We start from the raw sequence: 19,747 nt of genomic DNA on the forward strand, positions 1-19,747 counted from the left end.
CAGCCGGCGACGCGGGGGGACCCTGTTCCCGTGCCGTGCCTGGTGGGGAGCGAGCCGCCGGAGCGTCAGCGCTTCCCTTACGGAACCGACGGCTCCGCGATCCGGCGGACGGCCCCGGCGTCCAGCGCCGGCTGCCAGATCCGGGCGAGGGCCGTCGGAGTGAGCACCTGGCCGGGCGGGCCCTGCCCGGCCAGCCGTCCGTCGCTGAGCAGCAGGCAGGCGTCCGCCGATCGGGCGGCCTCCAGATCGTGTGTCGCCTGGACGACGGTTGTGCCGTCGGCGACCAGGTCCGTGAGCAGGGCGGTGATCCGATCCCGGGCCTCGGGGTCCAGACCGGTGGTCGGTTCGTCCAGCAGCAGCAGATCCGACCCCTGGGCCAGGCCCTGCGCGATCAGGACGCGCTGGCGCTGCCCGCCCGACAACTCCCCGAGCTGGCGGCCGCCCAGGTCGGTGACGCCCAGCCGTTCCATGGCGGAATCGACCATCGTCCGGTCGTGCGAGGTGAGCCGCCGCCACGGACCGCGGTCGCTCCAGCGCCCCATCTCCACGGTCTGTCGCACCGTGAGCGGGAGGGCGTCGCCGACGGCGCCGCGCTGCGGCACGAACGCCGGCGGGCGCCCCTCGGAGTACCGGAGCCGTCCCGCTGTGGCATCGATCACTCCGGCGAGGACGCCGAGCAGGGTGGACTTCCCGCTCCCGTTCGGTCCGACGAGCGCCGTCATTGCCAATGCCGGTATGTCCGCGCTGAGTTGGCGGAGCACGGGCCTGCCCGGGTAGCCCGCGTCCAGGTCGGTGAACCGGACGCGCTGGTTCCCCATCTCGCCGGCCGGCGACTGGGGGCGGTGTTTTTTGAACATGGTTGTCATTGTAAGGTCATCGTATGGAGTGGTTGACGGCCCCTTTCGAGGTGGCCTTTGTGCAACGGGCCCTGTGGGCCGGGATTCTGGTGTCGGCGATATGCGCCCTCGCGGGTACGTGGGTGGTGCTCAGGGGCATGGCCTTCCTCGGCGACGCCATGTCCCACGGGCTGCTGCCGGGCGTCGCGGTCGCCGCGCTGCTCGGGGGCAATCTGCTGGTGGGGGCGGTGGTGAGCGCGGCCGTCATGACAGCCGGCGTCACCGCTCTCGGGCGCACCCCGAGGCTGTCCCAGGACACCGGCATCGGCCTGCTCTTCGTCGGGATGCTGTCCCTCGGCGTCATCATCGTGTCGCGTTCGCAGTCCTTCGCGGTGGACCTCACCGGGTTCCTCTTCGGCGACGTCCTCGCCGTACGCGAGAGCGACCTGGTCCTCCTGGGAGCGGCGCTGCTGCTGGCGCTGGCCGTCTCGGTGCTCGGTCACCGTGCCTTCCTGGCCCTGGCGTTCGACGCGCGCAAGGCCCGGACGCTCGGTCTGCGTCCCCGGCTGGCGCATGCCGTACTGCTGGGGCTGCTGGCGCTGGCCATCGTCGCCTCGTTCCACATCGTGGGAACACTGCTCGTGCTCGGCCTGCTCATCGCCCCGCCGGCGGCGGCCCTGCCCTGGGCGCGCGGCGTGCGCGGCGTCATGCTCCTCGCGGCGGCCCTCGGCGCGACCGCCACCTTCGGCGGTCTGCTGCTCTCCTGGCATCTGAGCACCGCGGCCGGAGCGACCGTCTCGGCCCTCGCGGTCAGCCTCTTCTTCCTGTCCCACCTGGCGTCCGGGCTCCGGCACCGACGCCGCGCGCGCCGCGCCGGCCTCCTCGCGAGTGCCGCCCCCTTCACGGCGAACGCCCCCACGACCCGACCGAACGAAACCTGAGGCGATCTCCTTGTTCGTCCGAAGAAACGTCACATCCCTGGCGCCCGCGCTTCTGGCAGTGGTCCTGACGACCACGGGTTGCGCGGGCGAGGACGACGCCAAGTCCACCTCCGGGGGCCCTTCTCCCTCCGCCACCCCCCACGGTTACGTCGAAGGAGCCACCGAGACGGCCGAGCAGCAGTCCCGGCTGCTGCTCGGCGACCCCGGCAGCGGCGAAACCCGGGTCCTGGACCTGATATCCGGCAAGGTGCACACCACTTCGCGCCGGGCAGGGGTCACGGAGCTCACCACGGACGGCCGCTTCGGCTACTTCCACGGCCCGGACCGCACCCACGTCCTCGACAGCGGTGCGTGGATGGTCGACCACGGTGACCACGTGCACTACTACCGCGCGAAGATCCAGGACGCCGGCGAACTTCCGGGCGGCGCCGGTACCGGCATCCGCAGCGACACCGGCGTGACCGTGGTGACGGAACCGGACGGCGATGCGGACGTCTATACGCGCGCCGAGCTGGAGAAGGGCGCGATCGGTACCCCCGTCGAACTGCCCGGCTCCTACGCCGGGGCGGTGGTGCCGTACGCGGAACACCTGATCGCGCTCGCGCGGGACGGGGACGGCCCGGCGAAGGTCGCCGTGCTCGACCGCGCGGGCAGGCGCATCGCCTCACCGGAGGCCGGGTGCGAGGACCCGCGCGGTGACGCCGTCACCCGGCGCGGGGTCGTCCTCGGCTGCGCCGACGGCGCCCTGCTCGTCCACGAGGACGACGGTGCCTTCACCGCCGAGAAGATCCCGTACGGCGAGGACGTGCCGAAGGCGGAGCGGGCCATGGAGTTCCGGCACCGCGCGGGCAGTACCACGCTGACCGCACCCGCGGGGAAGAGCGCCGTCTGGGTCCTGGACGTGACCAGGCGTGCCTGGACCCGGGTGGAGACCGGCCCCGTGGTCGCCGCCAACACCGCGGGCGAGGGTTCGCCGCTGGTCGTCCTGGAGACCGACGGAGCCCTCCACGGCTACGACATCGCCGGCGGCAAGGAGACCGCCGTCACCCAGCCCCTGCTCAGGAACGCGACCGGCGGGACCGCGGCGCCGGTGATCGAGGTCGACCGGAGCCGGGCCTACCTCAACGACCCGTCAGGCAAGCGCGTGTACGAGATCGACTACAACGACAACCTCCGTGTCGCCCGCACGTTCGACCTGGACGTCCGGCCGTCCCTGATGGTGGAGACGGGCCGATGAGCGTGCGCGCACGGACCGCGCGGATCCGCGCCCTGCTGCTGACCCTGGTCGCCTTCTTCGTCCTCGCCGGTACGGTGACCGGCTGCGCGAGCGGCCACGACCGGCCCCGGGTCGTCGTGACGACCAACATCCTCGGTGACATCACCCGGGAGATCGTCGGGAAGGAGGCGGACGTCAGTGTTCTCATGCAGCCCAACGCCGACCCGCACTCCTTCGGCCTGTCGGCCGTACAGGCCGCCGAACTGGAGAACGCCGACCTCGTCGTCTACAACGGGCTCGGGCTGGAGGAGAACGTACTGCGGCACGTGGAGGCCGCCCGCGAGTCGGGCGTGGCCACCTTCGCGGCAGGCGAGGCGGCGGACCCCCTCACCTTCCACATCGGGGACGAGGGCGGTCCGGCGGAGGAGGCAGGCGAGCCCGACCCGCACTTCTGGACCGACCCCGACAGGGTGCGCAAGGCCGCCGGCCTCATCGCCGACCAGGTCGTCGAGCACGTCGAGGGCGTGAGCGTCAAGGACGTCCGGGACAACGCGGACCGTTACGACGGACAACTCACCGAGCTCACCGCCTGGATGGAGAAGTCCTTCGCGGCCATCCCCGAGGACCGCCGCGCGCTGGTCACCAACCACCACGTCTTCGGATACCTGGCCGACCGCTTCGGATTCCGCGTGATCGGCGCGGTCATCCCCAGCGGCACGACACTCGCCTCGCCCAGCTCCTCCGACCTGCGCTCCCTCACCCAGGCCATGGAGAAGGCCAAAGTACGCACGGTCTTCGCCGACTCCTCGCAGCCCACCCGGCTGGCCGAGGTTCTCCGCCAGGAGATGGGCGGCGACGTGGACGTCGTCGCCCTGTACTCCGAGTCGCTCACCGAGAAGGGCAAGGGCGCCGGAACCTACCTGGAGATGATGCGCGCCAACACCTCGGCCATGGCCGAGGGCCTCACCGGCGACTGAACCCACTTACCCCGCGGCCCGGCGGACCGAACGCCGACCGCTCCACCCCCAACCCCGCCCCACACAGGGCCGGAGAGGAAACACACACCATGAACAAGCCGACACGCGCCAGAACACTCGCGGGCACGGCCCTCGCCCTGACGGCCTCCATGGCACTGACCGCCTGCGGCGGGAACGACGACGCCTCGTCCGCCGCCAAGCCGAAGCAGACGAAGAGCAGCGACGCCGCCGTGGTCAAGAACCCGCTGGTCGCCTCCTTCGACGGGGGACTGTACGTCCTCGACGGCGAGACCCTGAAGCCGGCGAAGACGATCGAGCTGCCCGGCTTCAACCGGGTCAACCCCGCGGGCGACGAGGACCACGTCGTCATCTCCACCGACAGCGGCTTCCGCGTGCTCGACGCCGCCCGGCAGACCTTCACAGGCACCGAGTTCAAGGGTGCCAAGCCTGGTCACGTGGTGCGGCACGCCGGCAGGACCGTGCTGTTCACCGACGGCACCGGCGAGGTGAACGTCTTCGACCCCGCCGAACTCGGCGACGGCGCCAAGCCGCAGACCCGCACCTACACGTCCGCGAAGCCCCACCACGGTGTCGCCATCGAGCTGAGCAACGGCGAACTCGTCAGCACCCTGGGCACCGAGGAGAAGCGCACCGGTGCCCTGGTCCTGGACAAGAACAACAAAGAGATCAAGCGCGCCGAGAACTGCCCGGGAGTGCACGGCGAGGCCGCCGTGAAGGACGAGGTGATAGCCGTCGGCTGCGAGGACGGCGTCCTGCTGTACAAGGACGGCGAGTTCACCAAGATCGACGCGCCTGACGACTACGGACGCATCGGCAACCAGGCGGGCAGCGACGTCTCCCCGATCCTCCTGGGCGACTACAAGACCGACCCCGAGGCGGAACTGGAACGGCCCACGCGCATATCGCTGATCGACACCCGGACGGCGAAGCTGCGCCTGGTCGACCTCGGCACCAGCTACTCCTTCCGCTCGCTGGGCCGCGGCCCGCACGGCGAGGCCCTCGTGCTCGGCACCAACGGTGTCCTCCACGTCATCGACCCGGAGACCGGGAAGGTGGAGAAGGAGATCGAAGCGGTCGGCGACTGGACGGAGCCGCTGGACTGGCAGCAGCCGAGGCCCACGCTCTTCGTCCGTGACCACACGGCGTACGTCTCCGAGCCGGGCAAGCGCCGACTGCACGCCTTCGACCTGGACTCGGGCGAGAAGCTGACGTCGGTGACCCTCCCGAAGGCCACCAACGAACTGTCCGGCACGGTGGCCGGTCACTGATCGGCCCCCCTCGCGAGGTTGTCGTGGCGCCCGCCGACCGTGTGTCGGCGGGCGTTCCGCGATGCCCGCATGGCATGGCATGCCGTGCCGGCCGTAAAGGAAATGCACCCCCACGTGGGGGTGCATTTCCTTGTGCTGAATCACCGGTGACAGGAGGACGGGGGCGCCTCCCCGCACGGTGCTGTGTTCAGCCCTACCGGCTCGAGTACGGCAGTAGTGCCATCTCGCGGGCGTTCTTGATCGCTGTGGTGAGCTGTCGTTGCTGCTGGGCGGTGACGCGGGTGACGCGGCGGCTGCGGATCTTGCCGCGGTCGGAGAGGAACTTCCGCAGCAGGTCGGTGTCCTTGTAGTCGATGTAGGTGATGCCGGCCGCGTCGAGCGGGTTGGGGCGGGACTTCAGCGGCTTGCGGGGGCCTTTGCGTGGGGTCATGGGCGGCTCCTTCTGTGACGGGGTGGATGAGGCCGGGTCATGTGACGGGGTCGAGGAGGGAGTCGAACGCGGCCGGGAGGTGTTTCCACGCTTCGGGTCCCGCGGCGTACTCGGCGTCGGTGAGCAGGCAGGACTCCAGCACGCGTGCCAGCCCGTCGCGGTCGAGGCCGGGTGACGTGAAGACGAGGTGCTGGCAGCGGTCCCCGTGCTCGGGATGCCAGTCCAGTGCGGCGGCGGCCCGGCGTACGGGCGGGACCATCTCCCAGGCCGCGTCCGGCAGGGAGGCGAGCCACGGCCCGGCGCTCTCCACGCACAGGGCTCCGCCGGCGGCGTCCCAGGCGAGCAGGGTGTCGGGGCGGTCGGCGAGCCAGAACCGTCCGCGGCTGCGGGCGGCTGCGCAGCAGAGGTCCTCCAGGGCTTGGTAGAGGCGTTCGGGGTGGAAGGGGCGGTGCCGGCGCCAGACGAAGGTGCTGACGCCCGCCTCGTCGGCCTCCTGGGGGAGCAGGGCGCAGGCCGGGTGCTGGGCCGCCGCGGCCGCGTCCACGTCGAAGCCGGCGAACGCCAGCCGTGCGAGTTCCGCGGAGTCGGCTGCCACCTGCAGGGCGGTGGGGTGGAGTTGGGTGAGGAGCGCGCGGTCCTCGTCGTCGGCCTCCTCGCTCTCCACGACGGCGAGGACGGGGGCGTACTCCAGCTGTCTGGCCCAGGTGTCGCCGATGGTGCGCTGGTCACGGGCGGCGGCCGCGAGGCCGGCCTCGGCCAGGTCGTCGCCGTTGCCGAGGCAGGGGAGTACGAGGGCGGGGTCGACCGCGGTGATCACGTTGGTGAGCCGTAGCGTCTCGGCACCGTGGTGGACGATGACCTCGGCCATGCCCTTGGGTTCGACGGAGTCCCACAGCTCGACGACGGCGAGCCGGGTGAGGCCGGAGTGGGCGAGTCGTTCCAGCTCGGGGACGAGGTCTTCGCGCAGCGCGCAGCACGCGCAGTCGTTGACCAGTGGGGTTTCGCCGCTGGACAGCTCGCCCGAGGCGTCGCGTACGTGGCGCAGGACGGTGCCGTCGGCCGCTGTGGCGAGGTCGTGGTGGAGGGCGACGCTGCCGGGGACGGTGTGCAGGAGGTGGTCCACGGCCTTCCGGCGTGCCTCTGCGTGGAGCCCGGCGACGAGGACGACAGGCAGGGGGGCCTCGGACTGCATCAGTTGGCTCCGTGCCGGCCGTAGCGGCGCTCGAAGCGCTCGACGCGTCCGGCGGTGTCCAGGACGCGGGCGGTTCCCGTGTAGAAGGGGTGGCTCGCGTCGGAGATCTCGACGTCGACGACGGGGTAGGTGTTGCCGTCCTCCCAGTCGATGGTCTTGTCGCTGGTCATGGTGGAGCGGGTGAGGAACGCGTAGTCGGCGGCCCGGTCGCGGAAGACGACGGGACCGTACGCGGGGTGGATTCCGGGCTTCATGGGGTGTCCTTGAGGTCGGGGTCGGCGGTGGTGGGCGCGCGGGTGGTCAGCGTTCCTCGCGGAAGTCGACGTGGCGCCGGGCGACGGGGTCGTACTTGCGCAGGACCATGCGGTCGGGGTCGTTGCGGCGGTTCTTGCGGGTGACGTAGGTGTAGCCGGTTCCGGCGGTGGAGCGGAGCTTGATGATCGGGCGTACCTCGTTGCGTGCCATGCGGGTAGTATATGGCAATGGTTTCCATTACCAATAACAAGGTGTCCGACGAGAGGTAGGTAAGACCTTGTCCGCCCACTGCCAACTGACCGGCGCCCAGCCGGGCTTCGGCAACACCATCTCCCACTCGCACCGGCGCACTTCGCGCCGTTTCGATCCCAACATCCAGCGCAAGCGCTACTGGCTGCCCAGTGAGGGGCGGCATGTCCGGCTGACGCTGAGCGCCAAGGCGATCAAGACCGTCGACAGCATCGGCATCGAGGCCGCCGTGGCCCGTATCCGCGCGCGAGGGGGGAAGGTCTGATGGCCAAGAAGAGCAAGATCGCGCAGAACGAGAAGCGCAAGGCGACCGTCGAGCGGTACGCGGCCCGGCGTGCGGAGCTGAAGGAGATCATCCGCCGCCCGTCGTCCACCGACGCCGAACGTCTGGCCGCAGCGGAAGAGTTGCGCCGTCAGCCCCGCAACGCCAGTGCGACGCGGGTGCGAAACCGGGACAGCGTCGACGGGCGGCCGCGGGGCCATCTGCGCAAGTTCGGCCTGTCACGGGTGCGGGTACGCGAGCAGGCCCATGCCGGTTTCCTTCCAGGAGTCACCAAGTCGTCCTGGTAGCCGTGCCGCTCGCGTGACGGGCGGAGTGGCCGCCGTGACTCGGCGGGGTCACGGCCGGCGGCTCCGCCCTCGGGCAGTCGACCCGGGTGTCAGGGCAGGCGCCGGAGGCCGAGCCGGTAGTCCTCGGCCTGGGGAGCAGCTGCGGAGATCGCGAGGGTGTGCGGTGCGAGTACGCCGACCCTGGGCCCTCAGTCGGCCCGGCCGGGTCGGGGCAGCACCGGCGCATGCGGGCGCGTCGGCCTTGCTGGGGACGTCGTATTGTTCCTGGCCGTTGCCGATGCGTTCGTAACGCGTGCTGAGGCCGGGAAGGTTGTCGAAGCGTCTGAAGGCGTAATCCATCGGGCGACGATCTGTCCGGCACGCGCGTCCCGCAGCAGGGTTCGTTCCTGGCGGTTCTCCACCGCGCGGGCGTACAGCGGGATGAGGAGTGTCTCCTGCACCCTCCGCAGGCGCGGCTTTCCCCGACCCGAGCGCTCTCCGTGACCCAGGTGTGCACCGGGCCGGACGGTGCCGTGGCTGCGACCACCGTCCGGCCCGGAGTCTCAGTGCCCCGTCACGGTGGTGAGGGGCTCGTGCTCGTGCGTGCAGCTCTCGTCGAAGCCGTAGGTGTCCCACGCGGGGAAGGGATCGGTGGCGGGCGGGCCGTCGTCGTCCCGCAGGAGGCAGTCGGCCAGGGCCGCGCGCAGGGATTCCGCGTTCAGGTGGGTGCCGATGAAGACGAGTTCCTGGGCGTGAGGGCTGTCGGTGTCCCGTGCGGAGGAGGGCTCGAAGCGCGCGACCGAGCCGGCCTGGGACCACAGTCCCGTCACGTGGGGGCGGCTCGCGAGGGTGAAGAAGCCCTTGGAACGGAGAACCTGTCCGTGGGCGCCGCTGTCCAGCGCCTCCGTCACGAAGGCCCACAGTCGTCCGGGGTGGAAGGGCGCCGAGGAGCGGAAGACGGTGGAGGAGATGCCGTACTCCTCCGTCTCGGGGACATGGTCGCCGTTGAGTTCCCTGACCCAGCCCGGAGCCTGCTGGGCCCGTTCCAGGTCGAAGCGGCCGGTGCCCAGGAGTTCACCGATCGGTACGCGGCCCCGCACGGCCGGCACGACGTGGGCGGCGGGGTTGAGGCGGGCCAGGGTGGCCCGCAGCCGGTCTGCGGATTCGGCGTCGACGAGGTCGAGCTTGTTGAGGACGATGACGTCGGCGAACTCGATCTGGTCCATCAGCAGGTCGCTGACGGTGCGTTCGTCGTTCTCGTACTGGTCCAGGCCCCGTTCGGTCAGTTCGTCGCCGCCGGCCAGTTCGGGCAGGAAACCCGCGGCGTCCACGACCGTGACCATCGTGTCGAGGCGGGCCAGGTCGCCGAGGGTGGCGCCGTCGTCGCGGGTGAAGGCGAAGGTGGCGGCCACCGGCATGGGCTCGGAGATGCCGGAGGACTCGATGAGGAGGTAGTCGAAGCGCCCCTCGCGCGCCAGCCGTTCCACTTCTTCCAGCAGATCGTCGCGCAGGGTGCAGCAGATGCACCCGTTGGTCATCTCGACCAGGCGTTCCTCGGTGCGCGACAGCGCCGCCTCGCCGCCGCGCACCAGGGCGGCGTCGATGTTGACCTCGCTCATGTCGTTGACGATGACGGCGACGCGCAGGCCCTCGCGGTTGGTGAGGACGTGGTTGAGCAGGGTGGTCTTTCCGGCACCGAGGAAGCCCGACAGGACGGTGACGGGAAGGCGCGGCGAGGGGGCGTGGGTCATGCGGGAATCAGCCTTCAGGGCGCAGCAGGCCACGCTCGTACGCCTTGGCCAGCCGCTGGGGCACCAAGTACGGCACGCCGTCCACCGTGACCGTCACCAGCTGAGGCGTCGTGGCCTTCCACTGCGCGCGGCGGTGCCGGGTGTTGCTGCGCGACATCTTGCGTTTGGGCACGGCCATGAGGACCTCCGGGTTCGAGCGATGAGCGAGGCAGACGATACATGAAAATGGATTTCATTACGACAGTCGGTTCGGGTGGGCGCAGAGCGGAGCGTCCCCACTCCGGCAAGGGGTGTTCTTCCAAGGCGCCGGTGCGGGCGTGGCGTTGTACAGTGAAGGCCGCCCTTGACCTGCACAAAGCGGGCAGGGAGCCGTCTCGTAGGAGCACTGAATGCTGCGCACCATGCTCAAATCCAAGATCCACCGCGCCACCGTCACCCAGGCCGACCTGCACTACGTCGGCTCGGTGACCATCGACGCCGAACTGCTGGACGCCGCCGATCTGCTGCCCGGTGAGCTCGTGCACATCGTGGACGTCACCAACGGCGCCCGGCTGGAGACGTACGTCATCGAGGGTGAGCGAGGCTCCGGTGTCGTCGGGATCAACGGGGCGGCCGCCCACCTGGTCCACCCCGGGGATCTTGTGATCATCATCGGTTACGCTCAGGTGACGGACTCCGAGGCGCGGGCGCTCGAGCCTCGCGTCGTCCACGTGGACGGGGACAACCGGATCGTGCGCCTGGCCGCCGACCCGGGAGAGCCGGTGCCGGGCTCAGGCCCGCAACGCAGCCCGCAGTCCGTCAGGGTGTGAACCGTTGAGGAGGAGTGCCCCATGAGCGAGACCGAGATCCGCGACGACCGGGCGGCGGGCCGCCTGGAGGCCGTCGGCGACGGCGAAGTCGTCGGCCACATCGAGTACTTCGTGCTGGAGGCCCCGCGGCGCGCACTCGTGCCGGTGCACACCATCGTCGAGCCGGCCCACGAGGGCAAGGGCATCGCGGGTTCCCTGGCGCGTGAGCTGTACGCCACCGCCGCACGTGAGGGCGTCCCCGTCGCCCCGCTCTGCCCGTACGTCAGCAAGTGGGCCGAACGGCACCCGGACGAGGCGCCCGCGGCCGACCCCGAGTTGCTCGACGCCGCGAAGGACTGGCTGGTGGCGCACCCCGGACGTTTCTGAGCGTGCTGGCGCTGCTGCACACCTCGCCGCTCCACGTCCCGGTCTTCGACGCCCTGCGCGACGAGGACCACCCGGGCCTGGAGTTGCGGCACGTCGTCCGCGAGGACCTGCTGACCCGTGCCGGGCAGGAGGGACCCGAGGCGGTCGCCGGTGACGTACGGGCCGTACTGGACCGGGCCGTCGCCGACGGCGCCCGGGCCGTGCTGTGCACCTGTTCGAGCATCGGCGGCGTCGCGGAGGCGGCCGCCGCCGACGCCGGGGTGCCGGTACTGCGTGTGGACCGTCCGATGGCGGCCGCCGCGGTGGCCGCCGGACCCCGGATCGTCGTCCTCGCCACGGTCGCGAGCACGCTCGGCCCCACCGTGGCGCTGGTCGAGGAGGAGGCCCGCCGCGCGGGCCGCCCCGTCGCGGTGCGCACCCTGCTGGTCGAGGACGCCTGGGAGTGCTTCACCGCGGGCGACACCCGGGAGTACGCCCGCCTGGTGGCCAGGGCGGCCGACGAGGTCACCGGCGCCGACGTGATCGTCCTCGCCCAGGCCTCCATGACTCCCGCCCGGGGGCTGACGTCGGCCACCGCGCTGGTGCTGTCCAGCCCCGGGCCGGGACTGGCGGCGGGGGCGCGTGCGGCCGGCGCGGCGGAGGGCGGGGAGCCCACCTGGGCCACGAAGTGACTCCAGGGGGTGACTGGTGGCGGGGGCGCCGGGTACGCGGGGGAGTAGTCCAGAGCCGACGCCCACCGACTGGCCGGAGGACATCATGACCACCCCGCAGCCCGAACCGGTACCACCGCCGCCCGGCCCGCAGCCGCACCCGGTGCCGCCTCCGGAACCACCGCCGGCTCCGCCACCGCCTCCGGCACCGGAGCCACCGCCGTCCCCGCACCCGCATCCGGCCCCGGACCCGAGCCCGTCCCCGATTCCCCCCGGCCCCGAACCCGTCCCGTCTCCTGAACCGGGCCCGCCCCTGACCTGAACGAAGACGGTGGGCGACGCGGGAAGCGCCGCCCACCGCCGTGCCGTGGCCTGACCGCCATGGAGCCCGGAAGGGAGACCTGCGGGCGGGCACCTCCAGGCGGGCACCTTCAGGCGGAAACTTCCGAGCGGTCCCCGCCCCACAGCGTGTGGAACGCCCCGTCCCGGTCGGTACGCCGGTACGTGTGCGCCCCGAAGAAGTCCCGCTGCCCCTGGGTGAGCGCGGCGGGCAACCGCTCGGCACGCAGCGCGTCGTAGTACGCCAGCGCCGCCGCGAACCCCGGCGTCGGCACGCCCTGCCGCGTCGCGGCGACCAGCACCTCGCGCCAGTCGTCCTGCGCCTCGGCGATCTCCCGTGCGAACGTCTCGTCGGACAGCAGGCTCGGCAGGTCCGCCCGGGCGTCGTACGCGGCGCGGATCCGGTCCAGGAAGGCCGCGCGGATGATGCAGCCGCCCCGCCAGATCGAGGCGACCTGCCCGAGGTCGATGTCCCAGTCGTACTCCTCGCTGCCCGCGGCGATCTCGTGGAAGCCCTGGGTGTACGACACGATCTTCGACGCGTACAGCGCCTGCTCGACCCGGTCCGCGAACGCCCCTGCCTCGGCCTTGTCCAGGGGAGCCGCCTTCGGGCCCGCCAGCCCCCGCGAGGCCTCCCGCAGCGCCGCGTGCCCGGACAGCGAGCGCGCGAAGACCGCCTCCGCGATCCCGGAGACCGGAACGCCGAGGTCCAGCGCGATCTGGACGGTCCAGCGGCCGGTGCCCTTCTGCTCCGCCTGGTCCACCACCACGTCCACGAACGGCTTGCCCGTCGCCTCGTCCACATGGGAGAGCACCTCGGCGGTGATCTCGATCAGGTAGGAGTCCAGCCGTCCCGTGTTCCAGGTGCGGAAGATGTCCGCGATCTCCGCGGGGGAGTACCCGGCGACATCGCGCAGCAGCTGGTACGCCTCGCCGATCAGCTGCATGTCGGCGTACTCGATGCCGTTGTGCACCATCTTCACGAAGTGCCCGGCCCCGTCCGGACCCACGTGCGTCACACAGGGCGCCCCGTCGTCCGCCTTGGCCGAGATCTTCTCCAGCATCGGGCCGAGCGACCCGTACGACTCCTTCGAGCCGCCGGGCATGATGCTCGGGCCGTGCAGGGCGCCCTCCTCGCCGCCGGAGATGCCGGTGCCGACGAAGTGGATGCCGTGCTCGCGCAGCTCGCGCTCCCGGCGGCGGGTGTCCGCGAAGTGCGCGTTGCCACCGTCGATGATCATGTCGCCGGGCTCCAGCAGCGGGGCGAACTCCTGGATCACCGCGTCCGTCGGCTCACCGGCCTTGACCATGATGACGAGGCGGCGTGGACGTTCCAGTGCCGCGACGAAGTCCTTCGCGGTCTCGGCCGCGACGAAGTCGCCCTCACTGCCGAACTCCTCCACCAGCGCGTGCGTCCGCGACGCCGTCCGGTTGTGCACCGCGACCGTGTAGCCGTTGCGGGCGAAGTTGCGGGCGAGGTTGCGGCCCATGACCGCGAGACCCGTGACGCCGATCTGGGCTGAAGTGCTCATCGGTAACTCCTAGTGACCTGGTTATGGTGCTGCCGGTCGTGCCCGCCAGTATGGCCACCACCATCCTGACGTGCAGATCCTCCGTCCGCACGGGCGGGTCGTTCGACGCCGCGCAGGCACATACGCGCGAAGGCCCGTGCCGCACTCAGCCGACGCGCGCCCCAGGGCGCCGCACAGGTGGCCGTGCGCGGTGCACGTCCGTCGCACGGGTCGCACAACGACAGCCCGATCCCAGCCATTTGAAGCCCCAGGCGGCCGATTGCCGTCTTGTCATGGCCTGTTCGCGGCGCATACTTTTGGCCCTCCTGACGCTTGTCGAGGGGGCTCCCCATGGCCGTACGCGGCCGGCACCGCCGGTATCAGCCGAACAGGATCAACCGCGCCTCGCTCACCGTCACGGCGGGCGGCGCCGGCATGGCCCTCCCGTTCGTCGGCACCGGTGCCGCGCACGCGGCCGACGTGGCCACCTGGGACAAGGTGGCCGCCTGCGAGTCGACCAACGACTGGAACATCAACAGCGGCAACGGGTACTACGGCGGACTGCAGTTCAGCCAGTCCACCTGGGAGGCCTACGGCGGCGCGGCGTACGCGGCACGCGCGGATCTGGCCACCAAGGACCAGCAGATCGCCGTCGCGGAGAAGGTCCTGGACGGGCAGGGGCCCGGTGCCTGGCCGGTGTGCTCGCAGCGCGCCGGGCTGACGCGGGGCGGTGAGAGCCCCGACATCAGACCCGCCGGCACCGTGACGCGCACCCCGAGGTCCGCGGCGGCGGACGTCCAGCCGCAGACCACACCCCAGTCGCGTGCCGGTACCGCCGAGATGTACACCGTCGTCCGCGGCGACACGCTCTCCACCATCGCCGACGAGCGGGACGTCCACGGCGGCTGGCAGCGTCTCTACGCCGGCAACCGCGCGACCATCGGGGCCGATCCCGACCTGATCCTGCCGGGCCAGCGGCTGAACCTGCGAGCCAAGGCCACGGCCACCCCGGCCGCCCCGGCGGCCCCGCGCACGACCCAGAAGGCACCCAAGGCGCAGCCCAGGCCCGCGCCCAAGCCCAAGTCCGCGCCGAAATCAGCGCCGAAGAGGTCCGCCTCCGACGACGGCGGCACCGTCCGGCGTGGCGGCTCCCTGGTCGCCCCGGTCAGCGGCCCGCTGGGCACCGCCTACCACGCGACGGGCTCCAGCTGGTCCAAGGGCTACCACACCGGCGTCGACTTCCCCGCGCCCACCGGCACCTCGGTGAAGGCCGTCGGGGCGGGGCAGGTCGTCGACGCCGGGTGGGGCGGCTCGTTCGGCTACCAGGTGGTGATCCGGCACTCCGACGGCCGCTACAGCCAGTACGCGCACCTGTCGGCCATCTCCGTGAGGCCGGGGCAGTCGGTGAGCGCGGGCCAGCGCATCGGGCGGGTCGGTTCCACCGGCAACAGCACGGGCCCGCATCTGCACTTCGAGGTGCGGACCGGGCCCGGATTCGGCTCCGACGTCGACCCGCTGGCGTACCTGCGGGCCGGGGGCGTCAGGATCTGACCCGGACGCGACTGCGGTCCAGGGCCGGGAAGGGGACGTACGGCGCACCGTACAGGGCGTAGTACGGCGGCGTGGTGTCCGGGACCACGGCCGCCGCCACGGCGTGCGTGTCGGCGGTGCCGGCGCCGGTGTGCGCGTCGGCGGCGTAGGTGCCCGCCGCGAGGGGGCTCGGCAGGAAGACACCGTCCGGCACGGTGATGGCGGCCGGCTCGCCGGTGAAAACGAGGTCCTGCTCGGGCAGCGGCGTCACGCCCTCGGCGCGCTCGACCCGCTCCGCCGTCAGCAGGATCAGCCCGCCCGCCGCCACCACGCCGCAGCCCAGCGCGAGCATCGTGCCCGTGGTGCCGTACCGGAAGGCCTCGCCGAACATGGTGATGCCGACGGCGGCCGCCACGACGGGGTTCACGACGGTCAGCGTGGCGAGCGGGGCTGCCAGTCCGGCGCCGCGGTAGGCGGCCTGGGAGAGCAGCAGACCGGCGACGGCGAACACCCCGATCGCGGCCAGCGACGGCAGCAGCGCCGCCGTCGGACCGCCGGTCCAGTCGACCGCGACGGACTTCGTGAAGACCGAGGACATGCCGAACGCAATCCCGGACGCGGTGGCGAGCACCGTCGCGCGCACCGTCGGATGCCGGTGCGCCGCGCGGCCCATGACCATCAGCGTGCCGACCACAGCGGTGGTCACCGCGAACACGCCCAGCTGCGCGGGCCCGTCCAGCGACCGCGAGCCGGAGGTGCCGACCAGGGCCAGCAGGCCCGCGAGGCCGACGGTCGCCATGAGGGCGCCCCGCCAGGCCGTCGACCCGGCCCTGCGCCCCACGAACAACGCCGCCATGGGGAGCGCGAACACGATGGTCAGCGCGCCCAGCGGCTGCACCAGGCTCAGCGGGCCGTAGGCGAGGGCCGCCACGTGCAGCAGGCCACCCAGTCCGTTCAGCGCGACCGCGGCCCACCAGCCGGGCCTGCGCAACGGCGCGTACTGCCCGTCCGCCTCCGCCACGCGCTCCTGCACGATCGCCCCGCCCGCGTAGGCCACGGCAGAGACGAGCGACAGCAGCACGGACAGCGCGAGGGCGCTCATGGCCTGCTCCTCTGCGGGCGGCGGGGGCACCGGGCCCGGCGCGGCGAACGGTCGGATTTCATGACCAACACGATGCCTTGTCGTACTGTTCCCGTCGTCGTACCTGAGCACGCAATAAGACCTACTGCCGATGGAGTACGACCGGCCGCCCGTCATCCCCAAGGTGGGCTACCGGAGAGGGACACCCTAGGGGCCGGCCCCTGGGAGGGCTTGGTACTACTGGTCCTCGTGGACCTCGACCCCGATCTCACCGCCCTGGCACCGCTCGGCGGCTTCTTCGTCCTGCGCACGGTCGGGGACACCCCGCGCAGCCGGGCCGGCGCATTGCCGACTCTGGGACAGGTGTACGACAGCACGGCACGGGACGTCTCCCAGGACCCTCTGAGCTTCCGTGTCCAGAAGGTGGCGACGGCCCTGCGCGCCCCGGAGGCCCGGATCGCCGCTTCGGTGGCCCACCTGGGCCTCGCCGCCCGCCTCTGGTCGGCCGCCCTCGGCTGCGCCGTCCTGTGCGGCCGGATCCCCGACCTCGATGCGCGGCTGCTGCGCTGGGACGCCGACGCGAGTGCCCCCGACGACCTGTGGCTCACCGAGGTGCGCCCGCTGCCGGGAGACGCCGTCACCCTCGGGGACACCGTGCTGCACGGCCACCTCGAGCCCCTGGCGGCCACCCTGCGCGCCCGTCACCGGCTCGCGAAGGGACTGCTGTGGGGCAACGCCGGATCCGCGCTGGCGGGTGCCGCCCGGGAACTGGACCGCTGGGCCCGGGCCGAGGGCCGTACGGACACCGCCACCCGGGCCCGGGCGCTGACCGCCGAGCTGTTCACGCATCCCCTGCTGCGCGGCACCGGCATCCTCACCGGCACCGCGTTCCGGCGCCGCAGCTGCTGTCTGTACTACCGCGTGCCCGGCGGAGGCCTGTGCGGCGACTGTTGTTTCACCCGGCCGCCCACGGCTTAACCCGGTGGCCATCCCGTGGTCTTCCGCCCGCGGCGCATCTGGGTGACCATGAAGGCACCAGCCGCTGAGACAGGGGGTTCCGGGTGCGTGTGGGACTGCTGACCCGGGAGTACCCGCCGGACGTGTACGGCGGCGCGGGCGTCCATGTCGAGTTCCTCGCACGGGAGTTGCGGCCCCTGGTCGACCTCGACGTGCACTGCTGGGGCGAGGGCCGCAGCGAGGGCGTGGTCCGCCACCGCCCGTGGCCCACCCTCGACGGCGCCAACGACGCCCTGCGCACCTTCTCCGTGGACCTCTCCGTCGCCGCCGCCCTCCAGGGCCGCGAACTCGTCCACTCCCACACCTGGTACGCCAACCTCGCCGGCCACCTCGCCAAGCTCCTGTACGGCATCCCGCACGTGATGACCGCCCACTCCCTGGAGCCGCTGCGGCCCTGGAAGGCCGAGCAACTCGGCGGCGGATACGCCCTGTCGAGCTGGGCCGAGCGCACCGCGGCCGAGGCCGCCGACGCGGTGATCGCCGTCTCCGCAGCGATGCGCGAGGACATCCTCGCCTGCTACCCGGCGCTGGACCCGGCCCGCGTCCATGTCGTGCACAACGGCATCGACACCGCGATGTACCGGCCGGACCCGGACACCGACGTCCTGCGCCGTCTCGGCGTCGACCCGGCCCGCCCCTACGTGCTGTTCGTCGGCCGCATCACCCGGCAGAAGGGCGTGCCCCAGCTGCTGCGCGCGGTGCGCGTCATCGAGCCGTCGGCGCAGGTCGTGCTGTGCGCGGGCGCGCCCGACACCCCTGAGATCGACCGCGAGTTCCGCGAGCTGTACCGGGAGCTGAGCCGGGTCCGCGACGGCGTGCACTGGATCCGCCGCATGCTGCCCCGTCCGGAGGTGATCCAACTCCTCACGCACGCGGCCGTCTTCGTGTGTCCTTCCGTCTACGAGCCCCTGGGCATCGTCAACCTGGAGGCGATGGCCTGCGGCACCGCCGTGGTGGCCTCGCGGGTCGGGGGCATCCCCGAGGTGGTCGCCGACGGCAAGATGGGCCTGCTGGTGCCCGTGGACGACGACTTCGAAGCCGGCCTCGCCCGCGCGCTGGACGCGGTGCTCGCCGACCCGGAGGGTGCCCGGCGGATGGGTGAGGCAGGGCGGGAGCGCGCGGTGGGGGAGTTCGGCTGGGACACGGTCGCCCGGCGCACGGCCGGTCTTTACGCGGAAGTCCTCGGGCCGCGGTAGATCCGGGGTAGTCGACAAGCAGAGCACGGCGCACAATCGGGCTAGAGGGGCGGCGGGATGCGGCGCGGTGGACCTTCGGTGCTGGGAATCGTATTGGCGGGCGGAGAAGGCAAGCGCCTGATGCCCCTGACCGCGGACCGGGCGAAACCCGCGGTGACCTTCGGCGGGACGTACCGCCTCGTCGACTTCGTCCTGTCCAACCTCGTCAACGGCGACATCCTGCGCATCTGCGTCCTCACGCAGTACAAGTCGCACTCGCTGGACCGGCACATCACGACCACCTGGCGGATGTCCAGTCTGCTCGGCAACTACGTCACCCCGGTACCGGCCCAGCAGCGTCTCGGCCCGCGCTGGTACCTGGGCAGCGCGGACGCGATACTGCAGTCCCTGAACCTGATCCACGACGAACAGCCGGAGTACGTCGCGGTGTTCGGCGCCGACCACGTCTACCGCATGGACCCGCGGCAGATGCTCGCGCAGCACATCGACTCCGGCGCCGGTGTGACCGTGGCCGGTATCCGCGTGCCACGTTCGGAGTCGTCCTCCTTCGGGGTGATCACGCCGGGGTCGGACGGCAGCAGCGTCGAGCGGTTCCTGGAGAAGCCCACGGACCCGCCGGGCCTCCCGGACGACCCCGACTGCGTGCTCGCCTCGATGGGCAACTACATCTTCACCACCAAGGTCCTCGTCGAGGCCCTCCAGCGGGACGCGGAGGACCAGAACTCCGTGCACGACATGGGCGGTTCGATCCTGCCCCAGCTCACCGCGCGCGGCGAGGCCCACCTGTACGACTTCAGCGGCAACCACGTGCCGGGCGAGACCACCCGCGACCAGGGCTACTGGCGCGACGTCGGCACCCTCGACGCGTACTACGACGCCCATATGGACCTCATCGCCGAGCGGCCCGCCTTCAACCTCTACAACCGCAGCTGGCCCGTCTACACCCACTCCAACCAGCTCTCGCCGGCCCGGTTCAACGCCGGCGGCATCGCCGGCGAGTCGATCATCAGTGCCGGCTGCCTGATCCGGGGGCAGGTCACCCGGTCCGTGCTGTCGCCCGGGGTGGTGGTCGACCCGGGGGCGGTCGTGCAGGGCTCGGTGCTGCACGACAACGTGCACGTGGGGCGGGGCGCGGTGGTGCGGGGCGCGGTGCTGGACAAGAACGTCGAGGTGCCCCCGGGCGCGACGATCGGGGTCAACCCGGAGCGGGACGCCGAGCTGTACACGGTGTCCAAGGGCGGGGTGATCGCGTTGGGGAAGGGGCAGCGGGTGCCGTGAGGACGTGAGGGGGCGGGTCGAGTGCTTGTTCGGCGTCGTGCTCCGGGCGGGGTGACCCGGTGCGGCGCGCGGACGTCTCGTGTGGCGCGCGCGGTGTCTTCGTGTGACGCTCGCTACATCTCCGAGCCGCCCGTCACCCCTTTCGCGACCTCTTACGTCACATGTGTCCCGTGAGTCCCGCGCCTCGTCTCGGGCAGCGGGACTTAGTCTGTTGTTAACTGTGCGTAGCCTGATCGTACTTGACCGTAATCGCGCGTGGGCGATTGACTGCTGGCCCACCCGTCG

At 71.7% G+C, this 19,747-nt stretch carries 22 protein-coding genes; 13 read left to right on the top strand and 9 right to left on the bottom strand.

From position 1 onward, the window contains the following. Nucleotides 1-77: 77 nt before the first annotated feature. A complete protein-coding gene (gene aztA, locus ACIHCM_RS08065) occupies nucleotides 78-866 on the bottom strand; it encodes a zinc ABC transporter ATP-binding protein AztA (protein ID WP_399890919.1) in 789 nt (262 codons plus the stop codon). A 14-nt stretch (nucleotides 867-880) separates the two neighbouring features. Here aztA and aztB point away from each other — a divergent pair, with 14 nt between their 5' ends. The 4 genes from aztB (at nucleotide 881) to aztD (ending at nucleotide 5,259) form a co-directional block, all read left to right on the top strand. After that, nucleotides 881-1,777 carry a zinc ABC transporter permease AztB gene (gene aztB, locus ACIHCM_RS08070; protein ID WP_399890923.1) on the top strand — a complete coding sequence of 299 codons (897 nt, stop codon included), beginning with the start codon at nucleotides 881-883 and terminating at the stop codon, nucleotides 1,775-1,777. A 10-nt stretch (nucleotides 1,778-1,787) separates the two neighbouring features. Beyond that, the gene (locus ACIHCM_RS08075) at nucleotides 1,788-3,014 is read left to right on the top strand and encodes a hypothetical protein (RefSeq protein ID WP_399890926.1); all 1,227 of its coding nucleotides are present in this window, start codon (nucleotides 1,788-1,790) and stop codon (nucleotides 3,012-3,014) included. After that, nucleotides 3,011-3,970, top strand: a complete 960-nt coding sequence (aztC, locus tag ACIHCM_RS08080) for a zinc ABC transporter substrate-binding protein AztC (protein WP_399890929.1) — start codon at nucleotides 3,011-3,013, stop codon at nucleotides 3,968-3,970. Before ACIHCM_RS08075 ends, aztC begins: the two co-directional genes overlap by 4 nt. Before the next feature lie 89 nt (nucleotides 3,971-4,059). After that, the gene (gene aztD, locus ACIHCM_RS08085; RefSeq protein WP_399890932.1) at nucleotides 4,060-5,259 is read left to right on the top strand and encodes a zinc metallochaperone AztD; all 1,200 of its coding nucleotides are present in this window, start codon (nucleotides 4,060-4,062) and stop codon (nucleotides 5,257-5,259) included. Nucleotides 5,260-5,452: 193 nt separating this feature from the next. Here the strand turns inward: aztD and rpsR are convergent, their stop codons facing one another. From rpsR to rpmG, 4 genes are read right to left on the bottom strand one after another with little or no spacing between them, the layout of a single operon-like run. Beyond that, entirely contained in the window at nucleotides 5,453-5,689 is a 237-nt protein-coding gene (rpsR, locus tag ACIHCM_RS08090; RefSeq protein ID WP_393113168.1) for a 30S ribosomal protein S18, read from the bottom strand. A 37-nt stretch (nucleotides 5,690-5,726) separates the two neighbouring features. Further along, nucleotides 5,727-6,881: a CobW family GTP-binding protein gene (locus ACIHCM_RS08095; protein ID WP_399890936.1), complete on the bottom strand. Its 1,155-nt coding sequence runs from the start codon at nucleotides 6,879-6,881 to the stop codon at nucleotides 5,727-5,729. Further along, the gene (locus ACIHCM_RS08100) at nucleotides 6,881-7,135 is read right to left on the bottom strand and encodes a type B 50S ribosomal protein L31 (protein WP_399890939.1); all 255 of its coding nucleotides are present in this window, start codon (nucleotides 7,133-7,135) and stop codon (nucleotides 6,881-6,883) included. Before ACIHCM_RS08100 ends, ACIHCM_RS08095 begins: the two co-directional genes overlap by 1 nt. A gap of 46 nt (nucleotides 7,136-7,181) precedes the next feature. Further along, nucleotides 7,182-7,346 (bottom strand): 50S ribosomal protein L33, encoded by a 165-nt coding sequence (gene rpmG, locus ACIHCM_RS08105; protein WP_269726976.1) that lies wholly within the window; start codon nucleotides 7,344-7,346, stop codon nucleotides 7,182-7,184. Between the two features lie 67 nt (nucleotides 7,347-7,413). Here rpmG and rpmB point away from each other — a divergent pair, with 67 nt between their 5' ends. Next, nucleotides 7,414-7,650, top strand: coding sequence for a 50S ribosomal protein L28 (gene rpmB, locus ACIHCM_RS08110; protein ID WP_004936751.1), 237 nt, complete (start codon nucleotides 7,414-7,416; stop codon nucleotides 7,648-7,650). Further along, nucleotides 7,650-7,955 carry a 30S ribosomal protein S14 gene (gene rpsN / locus ACIHCM_RS08115; protein WP_399890944.1) on the top strand — a complete coding sequence of 102 codons (306 nt, stop codon included), beginning with the start codon at nucleotides 7,650-7,652 and terminating at the stop codon, nucleotides 7,953-7,955. The genes rpmB and rpsN overlap by 1 nt, the downstream gene beginning before the upstream one ends. A 542-nt stretch (nucleotides 7,956-8,497) precedes the next feature. On the opposite strand, the gene ACIHCM_RS08120 is transcribed toward rpsN, so the two are convergent. Both ACIHCM_RS08120 and rpmF read right to left on the bottom strand, forming a co-directional pair. Beyond that, the gene (locus tag ACIHCM_RS08120) at nucleotides 8,498-9,685 is read right to left on the bottom strand and encodes a GTP-binding protein (protein WP_399890948.1); all 1,188 of its coding nucleotides are present in this window, start codon (nucleotides 9,683-9,685) and stop codon (nucleotides 8,498-8,500) included. Nucleotides 9,686-9,692: 7 nt separating this feature from the next. Beyond that, complete coding sequence (gene rpmF, locus ACIHCM_RS08125) at nucleotides 9,693-9,863, bottom strand: 50S ribosomal protein L32 (protein ID WP_007387878.1); 171 nt, start codon at nucleotides 9,861-9,863, stop codon at nucleotides 9,693-9,695. A 211-nt stretch (nucleotides 9,864-10,074) separates the two neighbouring features. Here rpmF and panD point away from each other — a divergent pair, with 211 nt between their 5' ends. The 3 genes from panD to ACIHCM_RS08140 are packed head-to-tail and all read left to right on the top strand — an operon-like array spanning nucleotide 10,075 to nucleotide 11,531. Then, nucleotides 10,075-10,494 (top strand): aspartate 1-decarboxylase, encoded by a 420-nt coding sequence (gene panD / locus ACIHCM_RS08130; RefSeq protein ID WP_399890952.1) that lies wholly within the window; start codon nucleotides 10,075-10,077, stop codon nucleotides 10,492-10,494. A 21-nt stretch (nucleotides 10,495-10,515) separates the two neighbouring features. Then, nucleotides 10,516-10,860, top strand: coding sequence for a GNAT family N-acetyltransferase (locus ACIHCM_RS08135; protein WP_399890955.1), 345 nt, complete (start codon nucleotides 10,516-10,518; stop codon nucleotides 10,858-10,860). Nucleotides 10,861-10,862: 2 nt separating this feature from the next. Beyond that, nucleotides 10,863-11,531: an aspartate/glutamate racemase family protein gene (locus ACIHCM_RS08140; RefSeq protein WP_399890958.1), complete on the top strand. Its 669-nt coding sequence runs from the start codon at nucleotides 10,863-10,865 to the stop codon at nucleotides 11,529-11,531. A gap of 410 nt (nucleotides 11,532-11,941) precedes the next feature. On the opposite strand, the gene gndA is transcribed toward ACIHCM_RS08140, so the two are convergent. Next, nucleotides 11,942-13,381 (bottom strand): NADP-dependent phosphogluconate dehydrogenase, encoded by a 1,440-nt coding sequence (gene gndA, locus ACIHCM_RS08145; RefSeq protein WP_399890961.1) that lies wholly within the window; start codon nucleotides 13,379-13,381, stop codon nucleotides 11,942-11,944. A gap of 330 nt (nucleotides 13,382-13,711) precedes the next feature. On the opposite strand from gndA, the gene ACIHCM_RS08150 reads away from it, so the two are divergent. After that, nucleotides 13,712-14,911, top strand: a complete 1,200-nt coding sequence (locus tag ACIHCM_RS08150; protein WP_399890964.1) for a transglycosylase family protein — start codon at nucleotides 13,712-13,714, stop codon at nucleotides 14,909-14,911. Here the strand turns inward: ACIHCM_RS08150 and ACIHCM_RS08155 are convergent. After that, on the bottom strand, nucleotides 14,901-15,992 hold the full coding sequence (locus tag ACIHCM_RS08155) for a DMT family transporter (protein ID WP_399890967.1): 1,092 nt from the start codon (nucleotides 15,990-15,992) through the stop codon (nucleotides 14,901-14,903). The two genes, ACIHCM_RS08150 and ACIHCM_RS08155, sit on opposite strands and share 11 nt — an antisense overlap. Before the next feature lie 210 nt (nucleotides 15,993-16,202). Here ACIHCM_RS08155 and ACIHCM_RS08160 point away from each other — a divergent pair, with 210 nt between their 5' ends. The 3 genes from ACIHCM_RS08160 to glgC all read left to right on the top strand — a co-directional run bounded on the left by ACIHCM_RS08160 (nucleotide 16,203) and on the right by glgC (nucleotide 19,462). Further along, nucleotides 16,203-16,949 carry a (2Fe-2S)-binding protein gene (locus ACIHCM_RS08160; RefSeq protein WP_399890970.1) on the top strand — a complete coding sequence of 249 codons (747 nt, stop codon included), beginning with the start codon at nucleotides 16,203-16,205 and terminating at the stop codon, nucleotides 16,947-16,949. A gap of 83 nt (nucleotides 16,950-17,032) precedes the next feature. Beyond that, entirely contained in the window at nucleotides 17,033-18,184 is a 1,152-nt protein-coding gene (gene glgA / locus ACIHCM_RS08165; RefSeq protein WP_399890973.1) for a glycogen synthase, read from the top strand. Nucleotides 18,185-18,241: 57 nt separating this feature from the next. Beyond that, nucleotides 18,242-19,462 (top strand): glucose-1-phosphate adenylyltransferase, encoded by a 1,221-nt coding sequence (glgC, locus tag ACIHCM_RS08170; protein WP_399890977.1) that lies wholly within the window; start codon nucleotides 18,242-18,244, stop codon nucleotides 19,460-19,462. Nucleotides 19,463-19,747 lie beyond the last annotated feature (285 nt).

The sequence above is a fragment of the Streptomyces sp. NPDC052023 genome (assembly GCF_044548465.1).
Classification (GTDB): Bacteria; Actinomycetota; Actinomycetes; order Streptomycetales; family Streptomycetaceae; genus Streptomyces.

Excerpts from the sequence above, each read along its gene's own strand:
- gndA (WP_399890961.1), bottom strand. The coding sequence starts at position 13,381 with ATGAGCACTTCAGCCCAGATCGGCGTCACGGGTCTCGCGGTCATGGGC.
- ACIHCM_RS08095 (WP_399890936.1), bottom strand. The coding sequence starts at position 6,881 with ATGCAGTCCGAGGCCCCCCTGCCTGTCGTCCTCGTCGCCGGGCTCCAC.
- ACIHCM_RS08100 (WP_399890939.1), bottom strand. The coding sequence starts at position 7,135 with ATGAAGCCCGGAATCCACCCCGCGTACGGTCCCGTCGTCTTCCGCGAC.
- aztC (WP_399890929.1), top strand. The coding sequence starts at position 3,011 with ATGAGCGTGCGCGCACGGACCGCGCGGATCCGCGCCCTGCTGCTGACC.
- aztB (WP_399890923.1), top strand. The coding sequence starts at position 881 with ATGGAGTGGTTGACGGCCCCTTTCGAGGTGGCCTTTGTGCAACGGGCC.
- rpsN (WP_399890944.1), top strand. The coding sequence starts at position 7,650 with ATGGCCAAGAAGAGCAAGATCGCGCAGAACGAGAAGCGCAAGGCGACC.
- ACIHCM_RS08150 (WP_399890964.1), top strand. The coding sequence starts at position 13,712 with ATGGCCGTACGCGGCCGGCACCGCCGGTATCAGCCGAACAGGATCAAC.
- rpsR (WP_393113168.1), bottom strand. The coding sequence starts at position 5,689 with ATGACCCCACGCAAAGGCCCCCGCAAGCCGCTGAAGTCCCGCCCCAAC.
- rpmG (WP_269726976.1), bottom strand. The coding sequence starts at position 7,346 with ATGGCACGCAACGAGGTACGCCCGATCATCAAGCTCCGCTCCACCGCC.
- aztA (WP_399890919.1), bottom strand. The coding sequence starts at position 866 with ATGACAACCATGTTCAAAAAACACCGCCCCCAGTCGCCGGCCGGCGAG.
- rpmF (WP_007387878.1), bottom strand. The coding sequence starts at position 9,863 with ATGGCCGTGCCCAAACGCAAGATGTCGCGCAGCAACACCCGGCACCGC.
- ACIHCM_RS08120 (WP_399890948.1), bottom strand. The coding sequence starts at position 9,685 with ATGACCCACGCCCCCTCGCCGCGCCTTCCCGTCACCGTCCTGTCGGGC.
- ACIHCM_RS08155 (WP_399890967.1), bottom strand. The coding sequence starts at position 15,992 with ATGAGCGCCCTCGCGCTGTCCGTGCTGCTGTCGCTCGTCTCTGCCGTG.
- panD (WP_399890952.1), top strand. The coding sequence starts at position 10,075 with ATGCTGCGCACCATGCTCAAATCCAAGATCCACCGCGCCACCGTCACC.
- aztD (WP_399890932.1), top strand. The coding sequence starts at position 4,060 with ATGAACAAGCCGACACGCGCCAGAACACTCGCGGGCACGGCCCTCGCC.
- glgC (WP_399890977.1), top strand. The coding sequence starts at position 18,242 with ATGCGGCGCGGTGGACCTTCGGTGCTGGGAATCGTATTGGCGGGCGGA.
- ACIHCM_RS08135 (WP_399890955.1), top strand. The coding sequence starts at position 10,516 with ATGAGCGAGACCGAGATCCGCGACGACCGGGCGGCGGGCCGCCTGGAG.